The sequence below is a fragment of the Cupriavidus sp. YAF13 genome (genome assembly GCF_052113425.1).
Classification (GTDB): Bacteria; Pseudomonadota; Gammaproteobacteria; order Burkholderiales; family Burkholderiaceae; genus Cupriavidus.
In genome coordinates, this window is sequence record NZ_JBFRDD010000025.1 from 98,541 (window position 1) to 111,656 (window position 13,116).

13 protein-coding genes are annotated in these 13,116 nt (G+C 67.3%); 4 read left to right on the plus strand and 9 right to left on the minus strand.

The window, feature by feature from the left end; genetic code table 11:
* Positions 1–84 precede the first annotated feature (84 nt).
* Together AB4061_RS20590 and AB4061_RS20595 are read right to left on the minus strand one after the other, a co-directional pair.
* The gene (locus tag AB4061_RS20590; RefSeq protein WP_441636986.1) at positions 85–390 is read right to left on the minus strand and encodes a recombinase-like helix-turn-helix domain-containing protein; all 306 of its coding nucleotides are present in this window, start codon (positions 388–390) and stop codon (positions 85–87) included.
* A gap of 226 nt (positions 391–616) precedes the next feature.
* Complete coding sequence (locus tag AB4061_RS20595) at positions 617–1,504, minus strand: alpha/beta fold hydrolase (RefSeq protein WP_441636988.1); 888 nt, start codon at positions 1,502–1,504, stop codon at positions 617–619.
* 506 nt (positions 1,505–2,010) lie between these two features.
* On the opposite strand from AB4061_RS20595, the gene AB4061_RS20600 reads away from it, so the two are divergent.
* Together AB4061_RS20600 and AB4061_RS20605 are read left to right on the plus strand one after the other, a co-directional pair.
* Complete coding sequence (locus tag AB4061_RS20600) at positions 2,011–3,108, plus strand: porin (protein ID WP_441636990.1); 1,098 nt, start codon at positions 2,011–2,013, stop codon at positions 3,106–3,108.
* Positions 3,109–3,197: 89 nt separating this feature from the next.
* Positions 3,198–4,178 carry a Bug family tripartite tricarboxylate transporter substrate binding protein gene (locus tag AB4061_RS20605; RefSeq protein WP_441636992.1) on the plus strand — a complete coding sequence of 327 codons (981 nt, stop codon included), beginning with the start codon at positions 3,198–3,200 and terminating at the stop codon, positions 4,176–4,178.
* Between the two features lie 82 nt (positions 4,179–4,260).
* Here AB4061_RS20605 and AB4061_RS20610 read toward each other — a convergent pair whose 3' ends face one another.
* From AB4061_RS20610 to AB4061_RS20630, 5 genes are all read right to left on the minus strand, one after another.
* Positions 4,261–5,382 carry an NADH:flavin oxidoreductase/NADH oxidase gene (locus AB4061_RS20610; RefSeq protein WP_441636994.1) on the minus strand — a complete coding sequence of 374 codons (1,122 nt, stop codon included), beginning with the start codon at positions 5,380–5,382 and terminating at the stop codon, positions 4,261–4,263.
* 92 nt (positions 5,383–5,474) lie between these two features.
* Positions 5,475–6,701 (minus strand): YbfB/YjiJ family MFS transporter, encoded by a 1,227-nt coding sequence (locus AB4061_RS20615; protein WP_441636995.1) that lies wholly within the window; start codon positions 6,699–6,701, stop codon positions 5,475–5,477.
* Positions 6,702–6,748: 47 nt separating this feature from the next.
* Positions 6,749–7,363, minus strand: a complete 615-nt coding sequence (locus tag AB4061_RS20620) for a TetR/AcrR family transcriptional regulator (RefSeq protein WP_441636997.1) — start codon at positions 7,361–7,363, stop codon at positions 6,749–6,751.
* 261 nt (positions 7,364–7,624) lie between these two features.
* Entirely contained in the window at positions 7,625–8,623 is a 999-nt protein-coding gene (gene waaC / locus AB4061_RS20625; protein WP_441636999.1) for a lipopolysaccharide heptosyltransferase I, read from the minus strand.
* A 168-nt stretch (positions 8,624–8,791) separates the two neighbouring features.
* Positions 8,792–9,397 (minus strand): cysteine hydrolase family protein, encoded by a 606-nt coding sequence (locus AB4061_RS20630; RefSeq protein WP_441637019.1) that lies wholly within the window; start codon positions 9,395–9,397, stop codon positions 8,792–8,794.
* A gap of 139 nt (positions 9,398–9,536) precedes the next feature.
* Between AB4061_RS20630 and AB4061_RS20635 the strand changes: the two genes are divergently transcribed.
* A complete protein-coding gene (locus AB4061_RS20635) occupies positions 9,537–10,409 on the plus strand; it encodes a LysR family transcriptional regulator (RefSeq protein WP_441637001.1) in 873 nt (290 codons plus the stop codon).
* A 129-nt stretch (positions 10,410–10,538) separates the two neighbouring features.
* Positions 10,539–11,933 (plus strand): APC family permease, encoded by a 1,395-nt coding sequence (locus AB4061_RS20640; protein WP_441637003.1) that lies wholly within the window; start codon positions 10,539–10,541, stop codon positions 11,931–11,933.
* A gap of 15 nt (positions 11,934–11,948) precedes the next feature.
* On the opposite strand, the gene AB4061_RS20645 is transcribed toward AB4061_RS20640, so the two are convergent.
* Positions 11,949–12,515: a TetR/AcrR family transcriptional regulator gene (locus AB4061_RS20645; protein ID WP_441637005.1), complete on the minus strand. Its 567-nt coding sequence runs from the start codon at positions 12,513–12,515 to the stop codon at positions 11,949–11,951.
* A 136-nt stretch (positions 12,516–12,651) separates the two neighbouring features.
* On the minus strand, positions 12,652–13,116 hold a 465-nt coding region (locus tag AB4061_RS20650), incomplete at its 5' end, for a copper resistance protein CopQ (RefSeq protein WP_441637007.1).

Below are 13,116 nucleotides of genomic sequence, written 5' to 3' on the forward strand. Positions count from 1 at the left end.
GGATCGCTCGTTCGAGGGGCGCCTGATTGCACTGCCCTTCGTGACRCAATCGCTTTGATGTTCTTTAACTGCGTGGTGCCTCGTTCAGGCGCCCAGGCGACGCATTTCGGCGAGGAAACGCGCTTCGGTCCAGGCCTGGCCATCCGCGCCCAGCAATCCCGCCTGGTTAAACGAGCGCACGATGTCTTCCGGGCTTTTCGCACCGGCTTCGAAGGCGGCCTCCAGCGCGTCGCCCAGCGCGTCTTCGTAGCCGGTGGGCATGGCGGCGCGGGTCTGCCATACGATGTTGGCCACCTTGCCGGGCTGCTCGATGTAGCCCTTGCCGGCGACGTTGTTCGGAGCCGGACGCTCCCAGGGCGCCAGATTCGGGTTGTATGCGAGGTTTTCCATTGCGCTACTCCTTTCCCTTATTGCCAACCGGCTAACCGAGCGTTTTGTTTCACATATAAAACGCTGATTTAAATATTGAACACAGACACCACTATAGACAACGAAACTTCAAAAATTGACTGGGGTTTACCCTTTTGAGTTACCAATGCCACGAGAACGTGGCACGGCATCGGCGCGGCAGCCTGAGGCGAGGGGATACGAAGGAAGAGGATGAGGAAGGGGAAGGCTAAGCCGTGGCAAGCCCATGGCGAATCCAGCGCGCGACCCGGCTGGCCTGCTCCACATAGCAGGCATGCCCGGCATCCGGGATCAGCTCGAACGGCAAGGCAAAGCGCTCCGCCAGCGCCGCGCACCCGGGCGGCGGCGTCACGACGTCCAGCGCGCCGCAGCCGACCCGCACATTGACGCCCTGCCCCCGGCGGCCAAGGTAGTCGTCAATGACATCGCCGCACAGCATCGCCACCGCCTGCCGGTAACCGTCCGGATCCAGCCGGCGCATATTCCAGCGCACCCAGGCTTGCATATCGGCGCTGGCCGCGGCGCTCAGCAAGCGGCCAGGGCCCCGCTCGGCCAGGCCTTCCACGCCTACGGCCGCCAGCGCTTCGAGCCGCTGGCGCGCCACGTCCCTTGCCTTGTCCTCCTTGCCGGGGCCGCCGTATCCCTGCGCCGGGCTAAGCAGCAGCAACTGCGCGGGCAGCAGCGCCGGGCTAGCCTCGGCCACATAGGCGGCCGCCATCAGCGCGCCGAGCGAGTGCCCCACGATCACATCGGGCCGTACGTCCAGGGCGCGCATCAGGTCCTGCAAGCGCAGCGCGTAGTCGGCAGCCTTGGGCGCTGCGATGGGCAGGGCCTGCGAATTGCCATAGCCGGGCGCGTCCCACGCAATCACGCGCGCGTGCGCCGCCAGCAAGCTTGCGCACGAGAGCCAGGAGGCCGCGCCGGAACTGATGCCATGCAGCAGCAGCACCACCGGCCCGTGGCTGCCGCCGCACCGGTAAGCGAGCGGCGCGCCGTCGCGGCCAGCGGCTATGCGCCGCTCGCTGAAGCCGCTATCGAGTGCGCGGAGCAACGCTTCAGCCGGCTGGGGTGGCTGCACCGGATTATTTTGTTCCATATATGAAACCATAGTTTGCAAATAAAACTTAAGAAATATAGACCGCCTGAATCCGGAAATTGATCCGGGTTAACCCCCTCCAAAAAATAATTCATCAGGCGCGGCTCTCCGCCGACGTTGAAGCGCCCGCAAATCCCCTTTTTGGCGCGACGGCCTTGCACAGCCTTGCATACCAATACGGGAGCGGCTCCCCGGCTTGGCGGCTGCGCCCCCGCCCTGCTCGCTGTTGCGCAGCATGGTGCGCAACAGCGCCGTTCTGGTGCAGGCCGCTCGTCGCGTCTGTGCATCACTAGGGATTACCCACCCATGTGTTTCCCGAAATGACCAGCTATATTTTGCTCGTTGTTTCTTATGTAATCTGATGTTTTACCTWTAAAACAAAAGAAGCGGGAAAGTGCTCCTGGCAGCAGGCATAGACCCAGCTCGACGATGGCCTGACGAAGCGCTGCAACGCCAACCAACCGACACGGCGGAAAAGCAAAAGGAAAAGGAAGAGGAAACGAACAATGAAACCTGGACGGATTGCACTGGCTGCCCTTGCAGCCGCAGTACCCATGCTGGCCTCGGCCCAATCGACGGTGACGCTGTATGGCGTTGTCGATACCGGCATCGAGTATGTGAACAATGTTGGCGCGGCGAAGGACAATGTGGCCCGCGTGAACACCCTGACGGGCACGGTGCCTTCGCGCTGGGGCATCCGCGGCACGGAGGATCTCGGCGGCGGGCTCAAGAGCCTGTTTGTGCTCGAATCCGGATTCGCCCCCGATTCCGGCACCTCCAACCAGGGCGCGCGCCTGTTCGGCCGGCAGGCCTTGGTGGGACTCTCCGGCCCCTGGGGCCAGGTCGCCCTGGGCCGCCAGTACACCATGCTGTTCTGGGCCACGCTGGACCCGGACATCCTCGGCCCCAACGTGTACGGCTCGGGCTCGCTCGACAGCTATCTGCCGAACGCGCGCGCCGACAACGCCGTTTCCTACAAGGGCACGTTTGGCGGCTTCACGGTGGGTGCCACCTATAGCTTTGGCCGCGACACGGTGAACGCCGGCCCTAGCCCGGCCGGCACCAACTGCGCGGGCGAGAATGCGGCTGACAGCAAGCAATGCCGCGAATGGTCGGCCCTGCTCCAGTACGACAACAAGTGGTGGGGCGTGGCTGCGGCCTATGACTCGCTGCGTGGCGGGCCTGGCGCGTTTGGCGGCCTGACCAAGAGCAGCCTGACGGACAACCGGCTCTCGCTCAATGGCTACGTGCTGCTGTCCAAGACCAAGATGGGCCTGGGCGTGATCCGCCGCGACAATGACGGCAGCCCCACGCCGCGCAGCGACCTCTGGTATGCGGGCCTGGCCTATGACATCACGCCGGCGTTCACGCTGGCCGGCCAGGTCTACTACCTCAAGTACCACAACAGCGACAACAAGGCGATGCTGTACGCGCTGCGTGGTACCTACGCCTTCTCCAAGCGCACCTCCGTGTACGCCACGGCTGGCTTCATCGACAACGGCGGCCAGCTCGCCCTGTCGGTCAGTGGCGCCCAGACGGGCTCCAACCCGAGGCCCGGCGGCAACCAGATGGGCACGATGATCGGCATCAAGCACACGTTCTAAGCGCCGGCACGTCGCTGCGCGGCACTGGCTGGCATGCGGCGCGCAACGCGCCGCATGCCAGCACGAAGTCAATCTAGAGGCGTTTCCCCATGAAGCTCGCAACTCGCATTCTGTTTGCTGCCGTCGCGGCCACGACTGCCATGATGGCAGGCGGCGCCAGGGCGCAGACCTACCCCACCAAACCGATCACGCTGGTCGTTGCCTACCCGGCCGGCGGCGACACCGACGTGCTGGCCCGCCTGCTCGCCGAAAAGCTCTCGGCGCGCCTGCGCCAGTCCGTGGTGGTCGAGAACCGCACTGGCGCGGCCGGCACCATCGGCAGTTCGTACGTCGCCAAATCCGCCGCCGATGGCTACACCTTGCTGGTCGCGCCCAACACCGTTGCGATCGCGCCGCTGGTGCTCAAGAACGGCACGGGTGCCAGCTACGACGTGCGCGGCGATTTCACGCCGGTGGCCCAGCTTGGCGTGCAGTCGCTGTTCGTGGTGGTCAACAAAGGCACCGGCATTACCAAGCTGCCCGAACTGGTCGCGCGCGCCAAGGCGGGCACGGTGCAGACCTACGCCACGCCCGGCAACGGATCGCCCATGCACATCCTTGGCGAGCTGTTCAACAAGGCCGCGGGCGTGAACATCTCGCAGGTGCCGTATCGCGGCACCGCGCCGGCGGTGGTCGACGTGCTCGGCGGGCAAGTGCCCATGACGTACTCCACGCTGGGCGCGGTGGCGCAGTACATCGGCACGGGCGCCATCGTGCCGCTGGCCGTCGCGGACATGAAGCGCTCGCCGTTCGCGCCGAATGTGCCGACGCTCGCGGAGCTGGGCTACAAGGATGTGGAGGTGGGCGCGTGGCAAGCGCTGCTGGCACCGAAGGGACTGCCGCCGGAGCTGGTGAAAACGCTGAATACGCACGTCAACGACATCCTGAAGATGCCTGACGTGGTGGCACGCATGGCAACCATCGCCATCACGCCGGTGGGCGGCGAGCCTGCGACGCTAAGCAAGCTGATCGCGTCGGACTCGACACGCTACGCCAGGATCGTCAAGGAGTTCGGCATCCAGGCCGATTGATGGATCGACGCTGAGCCCGTGCAAGGCGGCGGCGTCCGGTTTCCCCCGCGGAAACCGGACGCCGTTTGCTTTCCGGCGCAGCCTAGCGCTGCCCGAAACTCGCATCGATGAACAGGTCCTTGTACTCGCGCGGCTGCGAGCGCCAGTATTGCTTCGGCGCATGCACCTGCGCGCCAAGCTTGGCCGCCGCATGCCACGCCCAGCGCGGATCGTAAAGCATGGCGCGCGCCAGCGACACCGCATCGGCTTCGCCGTTGGCAATGATGGCTTCCGCCTGCTCGGGCTCGGTGATGAGCCCCACCGCGATGGTCGGCAAGCCCACCTCCGCCTTGACCCGCTGCGCGTAGGGCACCTGATAGCCCGGCCCCAGCTTGATCGCCTGCGCGGGCGAAACGCCGCCGGTGGTCACATGGATGGCCGCGCAGCCGCGTGCCTTGAGCGCGTTCGACAGCGCGATCGTGCCGTCGATATCCCACCCGCCTGGCACCCAGTCGGTGGCCGAGATGCGAGCCCAGACCGGCTTGTCCGCGGGAAATGCCGCGCGCACTGCGTCGAACACCTCGATCGGGAACCGCATGCGGTTCTCCAGGCTGCCGCCGTATTCGTCATCGCGCTTGTTCGCCAGCGGCGACAGGAACTGATGCAGCAGGTAGCCATGCGCCATGTGGAGCTCGATGCCGTCGAGCCCGAGGCGGGCCGCGCGCTTGGCCGCGGCAACGAAATCATCCCGCACCTTGTCCATGCCCGCGCGGTCGAGCGCCAACGGCGCATCCTCGCCCTCGGCGTGCGGCACGGCGGATGGCGCCAGTGTCTTCCAGCCCAGCGGCTGGTCCGGCCGGATCTGGCTGCCGCCTTCCCAGGGCGCATGGCTCGATGCCTTGCGCCCGGCATGCGCCAGCTGTATCGCCAGCGCGATCGGCGAATGGGCCCTGGCAGCCTTGATGACCTTGCCGAGCGCCGCCTCGTTCGCATCCGAGTACAGGCCGAGGTCCCCCGGCGTGATGCGCCCCTCCGGCGACACAGCCGAGGCCTCGATGATCAGCATCGCGGCGCCCGACAGCGCGAGCTGGCCGAGGTGGATCATGTGCCAGTCGGCGGCCGAGCCCTCCTCGGCCGAGTACTGGCACATGGGCGCGATCACGATGCGGTTTTCCAGCCGTAGATTGCCAATCGAAAAGGGTTGGAACAACTGACTTTCACTCATGGGGGAGACTCCTTGCTGTCTGTGGCGCCGGCTTGCGGCATGCATGGCGTTTCATTCTAGAACGCCTGGTTTGATTGCGTTGCCGCGCCGTTTCAGTGCGCAGCCACCGCGAGCGGCGCGCGCCGCGTGACGAGATCGGCGACCAGCGCCAGGCCCAGCGCCGTGGCGCCGCACAGGAAGATCAGCGCGTAATTGTTGTGGGACAGCGTGAACAGGTACGAGTAGCCGTAGCCRCCAAGCGCCTGGAACAGCGCGAAGGCGGTGGTGGCGCGGCTCCACGCGGCGCGCTGCTCGGCATGGTCGTGCGGCACCATCTCGTGGATGCGCCCAAGCACGAGCGGCACGATGCCGGGCGTGAACAGGCCCAGGACCACGGTGGCAACGCCGACCAGCACCGGGCTGCCCGACAATGCGAGCGTGCCCACGGCAATCGCCTGCGACAGCAACGCAAGGCGATAGGCCGGGCCAAAGCCGATGCGGTCGGCCACGTTGCCGCACACCAGAGGACCGGCGATGGCAGCGACACCATACAAGACCCAGTAGCCGGCGCCGACCTCCGCGCCTTGGCCGAGCCCGCGCGCCACGTAGTCGACCAGCAGCACCATGGCCGGCACAAGGCCCAGCGCGTTCGCGGCGTACTGCCCGTACAACACGCGCATGGCTGCGCCCTCGCGCCGAGCCGGCCTTGCGCTCACGCTGGCCGCCGGTGCCGCCGGTGCGGCGCCCGGCCAACCGAACCAGCTCACGGCGGTGAGGATGGCCGCGAACACGCCCAGGCCGATCCATGTGTCCTTCAAACCCAGGCGCAGCAACTCCGGAATGATGGTGCCCGAGGCGGCGATGCCCAGCCCGAGTCCCAGGAAGATCATGCCGCTGGCAAAGCCGCGCCGGGCGGCCGGAATATGCGGCAGGATCGTGGTGGCGACCAGCACCATGATGGCGCCGCCGGACACGCCGGAAGCAAAGCGCCAGACAAAGAACCAGCTCACCGACAACGGATACGCGCAGGCAAAGAACGCGGCGGTGGCGATCACCATCAGCACACGCAGCGCATTGCGGTTCGACAGCGCCGTGGCAATCGGACGGCCCAGCAGCGCGCCGGCCAGGTAGCCTGCAAAGTTTGCCGCGCCCAGCGTCACCGCCTGCGGCGAGGTGAACCAGTGCGCCTGGATCAGCGGTGGAATCAGCGGCGTATAGGCGAAGCGCGCCAGGCCGATGGCCACCAGGCTGGCGCACAACCCGGCCAGTGTGGCGAACAACGCGCGGGCATCGAGTGTCGATGCCGCGGGACCGGGGACGGTGGCTGTGTGCTCGGACATGATGGATTCCTGCGGATACGGCGTGTGTTTGTTGCGCTCATGCGGGCTCATGCCGTGCGCGCTCCGGCGGGCAGCGGCGGCAGGCCCAGCAGGCTGAGCGCCGGGGCAACGGCCCCCGTCAGCAACGCCCGTTCCGGCCTGACCCGGGCCAGCACGCGCACGCCGAGCAGCACCGCCAGCAGATGCGCAGCCGCATCTGCCGCCGGCATGGCCGCGGGAATCTCGCCGCTCGCCTGCCCTGCTGCCATGCAGCGCTGGAAAAAATCCTGGATCTGGGCGAGCTCGTCGGCGATGCCTTTCCGGCAGGCTTCGTCGCCGGGCGTGGACTCCACCGCGGCATTGACCAGCATGCAGCCGCGGTGCCGCACGTCCGCTACCGAGCGCTCGACGATCTCGCCAAAGAACGCCGCAATGGCATGCGCGGGCGATCGCGAAGATTCCAGCCGGCCGATGCGCTCGCGCAGGGTACGGTCGAGGTAGTGCTCCAGCGCCCGCAGGAACAACCCGCGCTTGTCGCCGAAGGCGTTGTACAGGCTGGGCTGCGTCAAGCCCGTGCACTTCACGAGATCACGCGTGGAGGTGGCCTCGAAGCCATTCGCCCAGAATGCGTCTCCGGCTGCCTCCAGCACCTGCTGCTCATCGAATTCGCGTGGTCGCGCCATGGTGGCTCCGGCTTGCCTGACTCGGGTTAGTTGGGGTGGACACATTCTGTATCACACGATATAGAACGTATTATATATCGGTCGATATAGAACACAAGGCAAGAATGCGGGCAAGCGTGGGCAACGCAGATGGCCGCCCAGCTGGACGGCCTGCATGCCGTGATGAACAAGGGGGAGCGGCGCGGGCACCGGGAAGCGCCGGTGCCGCGCAAGTGGGCAAGTGGACAGGACGCCCCGCCGTTGCAGCGGGGCGGGCGACGATCAGCCCTGGCTGGCGGCCACCAGCTGCGGCCTGGACTGGCCGCCCGTGACCTGGCCGATCGCGGCGAGCACGTCCGCGATCTCCGGGACCACGCCACGCGCGCCAACGGAGACGGACTGTCCGGGCGTGTTAATGCCGAAGTGCTGGCTGTCGGTGACCGTGAACAGCATCACCGACGGCTTGCCCAGCGCATCCGCCAGATGCACGAAGCCGGTATCGGTGCCAACCACGAGCGCGGCGGCATCCACCCGTTGCGCGCATTCGGTAATGGTCATGCGCGGCAGGACCTCGGCACCGGGGATCTCCGCTGCCAGCGCTTCGGATTGCTCGCGCTCCGCGGGCGAACCCCAGGGCAGCTGGATCCGGTAGCCGCGCTCGGTGAGCGTCCGGCCGACCGAGATCCAGCGCTGCGCAGGCCATTTCTTGGCCTCGACGGAGGTCGCGTGGAACAGCATCGCGCGCGGCACGCCATCGGCATTGAGCGGTGCCGCGGGCGCGGGCACGCGCAGCGCGTTATGCTCAACGGGATCCAGCGGATAGCCAAGCGCATTGGCCACCACCATGCGCATCTTGTGGCGCGCGGTGGCGTCGCCATGCGGCCCGAAGATCTGCGTGTAGGCAAACACGGCGCGCGCCTCGCCAAGGTACTCGGCGGCGTAGCCCAGGCGCCGGCTGGAGCGCGCCAGCCAGGCCACGATGGCGCTCTTGTATACGCCGTGCACATCCACCACCACATCGTACTTCTCGCGGCGCAGGGACCACAGCGCGCCGATGATGGCACGCAGGTCGGCCCAACTGCGGGATTTCTTGAAGCCGCGCAGCGGCGGCGCGATCACGCGATCCACGCCCACGGCCCAGCGCGGAATATCGGCACACGACGCATCGGCCACCCAGTCGATCTTGGCCTCGGGAAAGGCGCGCCGCAGGTCGGACACCAACGGCAACGTGTGCACCATATCGCCCAGAGAGGTGATCTTGATGAGGAGAATGCGTTTCATGGAAATGGAAAATCGGGTTGCGGACGGATCTCGCCGGCTGGCAGCGAGGCCGTAGTATGCACCAGCCCCAAGGGCGACGCACCAATTTGCAAGCCCCGCGACGGCCCCGCATGGGGTCCGCGCGGCACCCGGCGCAAGCCAGCGGCATGCCGTGTTTTCCGTTTTCCTTTAGGCCCAGGCGCCCGGGCCAGCTACCACGGTGGCAAAGCGGTCATGCAGCGCCGCCAGCGAGTTACGGTGGATCTGCGCCGCCGACAGCGGCGCGCCGCCCAGCGGGTCGGGCAGATCGCGCGTAGCGCAGGCCGATGCCACCACGGTGCTGCGATAGCCATGATCGAGCGCGGAGCGCACCGTGGCGCTGATGCACATATGCGTCTGGAAGCCCGCCACGATCAGTTCCTTGCGCCCAAGCTTGTCCAGCATGGCGGCCAGCGTGGTGCCGGCAAAGCTGTTGGGCAGGCCCTTGACCACGGTATGCTCGCCGCCAAGCGGCTCCAGGCCTTGGATGATGGCCGCATATGGGCCCTCGGGATCGAAGGCGCCGCCGCTGCCGGCCCGCCCGTGATGCACCACGTGCACCACCGGGCTGCCATGCCGGCGCGCCAGCGCCAGGAGTTCGCCGCAGGCCGCGATGGCGCCGGGCATGCCCACCAGGGGGAGCTTGCCGTCGACATACTCGCGCTGGTGGTCGATCAGCACCAGCGTGGCGGCCTCCCACGCCGAAGGAAGACGGCTGGCGCCGGCGAGGTCGAGCAGGGTAAAGGGTGTGGTCATCATGGCTCCTTTTGCTTGTGCGTCAGGTGTCGGAAACGGCGTGGGGATACACGGGCAGGCGCCACAAGGGCGACTACCATGCAAGCGATGATAAGCCGCGCTATGCTGTTCGCCAATTCTCAACCGGCTCACATCCATTGTGCAAAAACGTTCACTCCACTGGGACGACCTGCTCACCCTGTCCACGTTGATCCGCACCGGCAACTACTCGGCCTGCGCCCGTGAGCTTGAGGTCACGCACGCGACAGCGATCCGCCGCATCCGGCGCCTGGAGACAGCGCTCGGCAAGCCCGTGGCAACACGCACCGATGGCGCGTTCGCGCTCTCGGCGGCCGGCCGCTCGGCGCTGGCCGCGGCGCAGCAGATGGAGGGTTCGGCGCAGCGCTTGCTGCGCGAAGTGGAGGACACCGGCAGCGGCGTGTCCGGCGTGGTCAGCATCGCCTGCACCGCCGCACTCGGCAGCCACTTCCTGACACCACGCATGTTCGGGCTCTATCGCGCGCACCCGCAACTCGAGGTCAGGCTGGAAACGGACAACCGCATCGCCAGCCTCGCGCGGCGCCGCGCCCACATCGCGGTGCGGCTGGCGCGGCCGCAGGAAAGCGATGCCATCGCGCAGCGCGCGGGCAGCATGGGCTTTGGCCTGTATGCGCCGGTACGGCCCGCCAACGCCGGCCCGTGGCGCGAGCAGGATCTCGACGGCGCGCCATTGTGCGGCCTGCTGGACGAAGGCCTGGCGTTGCCGGAATCGGAATGGACGCGCACGCTGGCGGCACGCACGGGGTTCCAGTCGAACAACCTGCTGGCAGTGCGCGAGGCCATTCGCAACGGCTTGGGCATCGGCCTGCTGCCGCACTACCTGGCGCGGGACGATGCCCGGCTCGCGCTGGTGCGCGAGGTGCCGGAGGTGGTGCGGGAAATCTGGCTGGCATATCCGCAGGAGTTTCGCGGCGCTTCCCGGTTCCGGCCCGTGATCGACTGGCTGGCCGGGGAACTGCGGCAATGCCCGTGAGCCCACGGAAGCGGTTGAAAACGCGGGGGCAGGCAGTATAGTTGCCTGAAGCATGCCCGCCCCCACGGGCTCGCGCACGGTGCTGTCGGCAGGCCGTCACCGGCCACCGATGGCACGGGGAGCTTCGCCATGGATCGGAATTCACCGGCAACGCTGGACGCAGGCGCACTCGGGCTGGGCGAATCTGTCGTCATGGGCGTGGCGGGCACGGCGCCCGCCTTCAGCCTGGCGGCCACCACCGCCACCTTGGTCGCGACGGTGGGAGGCCTGGCGCCGGCCAGCCTGCTGTATTGCGGCCTGATCATGTTCGGCGTGACGCTGTCCTACCAGCAACTGAACCGGCTGCAGCCCAGCGCGGGCGCCTGCTACACCTGGGTCTGCGAGATATTCCATCCGGCGCTCGGCTTTTTCGCGGGCTGGACGCTGTTGGTGGCGTCGGCGGTATTCATGGTATCCGGCACCATTCCGGCCGCCACCGCCACCCTGCTCCTGTTCGATCCGGCCCTGGCGGAGCGCCCGCCCGTGGTGACCCTGGTCGCCGCAGGCTGGCTGCTGGCGGTAAGCGTGATCGTGGTCAAGGGGGTCAAGCTGACCAGCTACACCCAGGTGGCGATGACGCTGGTCGAGGTCGGGGTGCTGGCGGCGATCGTGCTCGCTGCCCTGCTGCGCGCGCCGCTGCCGCTTGCCCACCCGCCCTCGCTGGCGATGCTGTCGCCATTTGGGTTTACCCCGCAGCTGTTTGCCAATGGGGCACTGGTGGCGTTGTTCTTCTTCTGGGGCTGGGACGTGACGGCGAACCTGACCGAGGAAACGCGCGATCCGGCGCATGCGCCCGGGCGCGGCGCATTGATGGCGATGGTCATCGTGCTGGCACTGTTCATGACCTTCGTCATCGCCAGCCAGGCCGTGCTGAGCGACCAGGAGATCCGCCGAGCCGGCACCAACGTCGTGTTTGCGCTCGCCTCGCGGCTGTTCCCGCGGCCGTGGGACTACCTGGCCGTGCTGGCCGTCATGCTCAGCACCGTGGGCACGCTGGAAACCTCGATCCTCCAGTTCACCCGCACGCTCTACGCCAAAGGTCGCGATGGCCTGCTGCACCCGCGCTATGCCGAACTGCACCGCACCTGGCGCACGCCGTGGGTGGCCACCGCGGTGATCGCATCGTTCGGCTTGCTGCTGCTGGCGCTGTCCGCGCGCTTCAACAGCGTGGGCCAGATCATCCAGGACTCGGTCAATGCCATCGGCTTCCAGGTGGCGTTCTACTACGGGCTAGCCGGCTTCGCCTGTGCCTGGCACTGCCGGCGCGGTGCCGCCCGCGCACCCGTCAGGTTGTTGCTACTAGTGCTTTGGCCAGCTTGCAGCGCGACGTTCCTGTGGTTCATCGGGCTGTACAGCATTCCCAGCTTCGACCCGGCCACGCGCGTGGTGGCCCTGGGCGGCATCGCGATTGGCGCGGTGCCGCTCTGGCTCAACCGGCGCCGGCGGCTCGCCGCGCGCGGAGCGCTCAGGGCCCCGGGCCCGTGACATGCCCGGGGCCGCCTAGGCGGATACCGATGCCGTCAACAGGTCCGCCGCCGCCTCGATACGCTGCGGCGCGCCGAACAACCGCGCGACCACCAGCCCGCTTTGCAGCGCGCCGAACACGGCTTGCGCCAGCGCCTGCGGCGGGATCGGCAAGGCCTTGTGCTGCACGGCCTGTGCGGTTTCCAGCAGGCGCGTGAGCCAGGTCTCGTGCAGGCGGTAGAAATCCTTGAGGATGCGATGCACCGCATCCGGCAGGAATACGGCATCCGCGGACAGCATGCCCACCAGGCAGATGGCGTCGCCGCCCGCGGTGGCCAGCCAGGGCGCGAGGTAAGCGCGAGCCTGCTCGTCCACCGGCAGGCTGGTATCGATGCCGCGCACTCGCTCCGAGTTGCGAGCGCTGTACTCCGTCACCGCCGCCTGCACCAGGTCCTCCTTGGAGGGAAAGTGGTAGTGGATGCTGGAGGTCTTGACCCCTACCCGCTCGGCCAGGTCCCGGTAACTGAATCCATTGAACCCACGCTGCCGCACCAGCACCAGGGTGTGCTCCAGCAGTTGATCGCGTACGGACGGAGTCGTCATGGCATGCATCCGCCTTTCGGCGGACCCTCGAGGTGCCGGCAATGGCAAAGAGCCGGTGTTACCGGCTCTTTGCATGCATCACCGCATTCATTGGATTACCGATTGATTCACAGTGTGATCAGGCATCACACGTAGCTCAGGCGTTGGCGCCTTGCGTGAACACATCGAACTTGCCGGTACGTGCACCGTCGGTATAGGCATCCACGCTACGGGCCGGGGTGGCAGACACGCCAGTGCGATCCAGGCCGGCGACGATGCGTGCGCCATCGGTGTACGGGTCGAACTTGCCGGCGCGAGCGCCATCGGTGAACTGGTCAACGGTACGCGACGGCGAGGCCGAGACGCCGGTGCGGTCCAGGCCGGCCACGATCCGGGCGCCGTCCGTGTATGGGTCAGCCTTGCCAACGCGTGCGCCTTCGGTGAACGGGTCGAACTTGCCGCTGCGGGCGCCGTCGGTGAAGGCGTCGGGCGTGGTGGTGCGGAACACGTAGCCGTACTTGTCACCGGCGAAGGTGCTGTCCTTCGGGCCCGAAGCCTGAGCGGTGCCGGCAACGAAAGCGGCAGCAAGGGCGGCGGCGGTGATCAGGGTCTTGGCGAAGAG

Coding starts and splice junctions, on each gene's coding strand:
- AB4061_RS20590 (WP_441636986.1), bottom strand. CDS start 390: ATGGAAAACCTCGCATACAACCCGAATCTGGCGCCCTGGGAGCGTCCG.
- AB4061_RS20595 (WP_441636988.1), bottom strand. CDS start 1,504: ATGGAACAAAATAATCCGGTGCAGCCACCCCAGCCGGCTGAAGCGTTG.
- AB4061_RS20600 (WP_441636990.1), top strand. CDS start 2,011: ATGAAACCTGGACGGATTGCACTGGCTGCCCTTGCAGCCGCAGTACCC.
- AB4061_RS20605 (WP_441636992.1), top strand. CDS start 3,198: ATGAAGCTCGCAACTCGCATTCTGTTTGCTGCCGTCGCGGCCACGACT.
- AB4061_RS20610 (WP_441636994.1), bottom strand. CDS start 5,382: ATGAGTGAAAGTCAGTTGTTCCAACCCTTTTCGATTGGCAATCTACGG.
- AB4061_RS20620 (WP_441636997.1), bottom strand. CDS start 7,363: ATGGCGCGACCACGCGAATTCGATGAGCAGCAGGTGCTGGAGGCAGCC.
- waaC (WP_441636999.1), bottom strand. CDS start 8,623: ATGAAACGCATTCTCCTCATCAAGATCACCTCTCTGGGCGATATGGTG.
- AB4061_RS20630 (WP_441637019.1), bottom strand. CDS start 9,397: ATGACCACACCCTTTACCCTGCTCGACCTCGCCGGCGCCAGCCGTCTT.
- AB4061_RS20640 (WP_441637003.1), top strand. CDS start 10,539: ATGGATCGGAATTCACCGGCAACGCTGGACGCAGGCGCACTCGGGCTG.
- AB4061_RS20645 (WP_441637005.1), bottom strand. CDS start 12,515: ATGACGACTCCGTCCGTACGCGATCAACTGCTGGAGCACACCCTGGTG.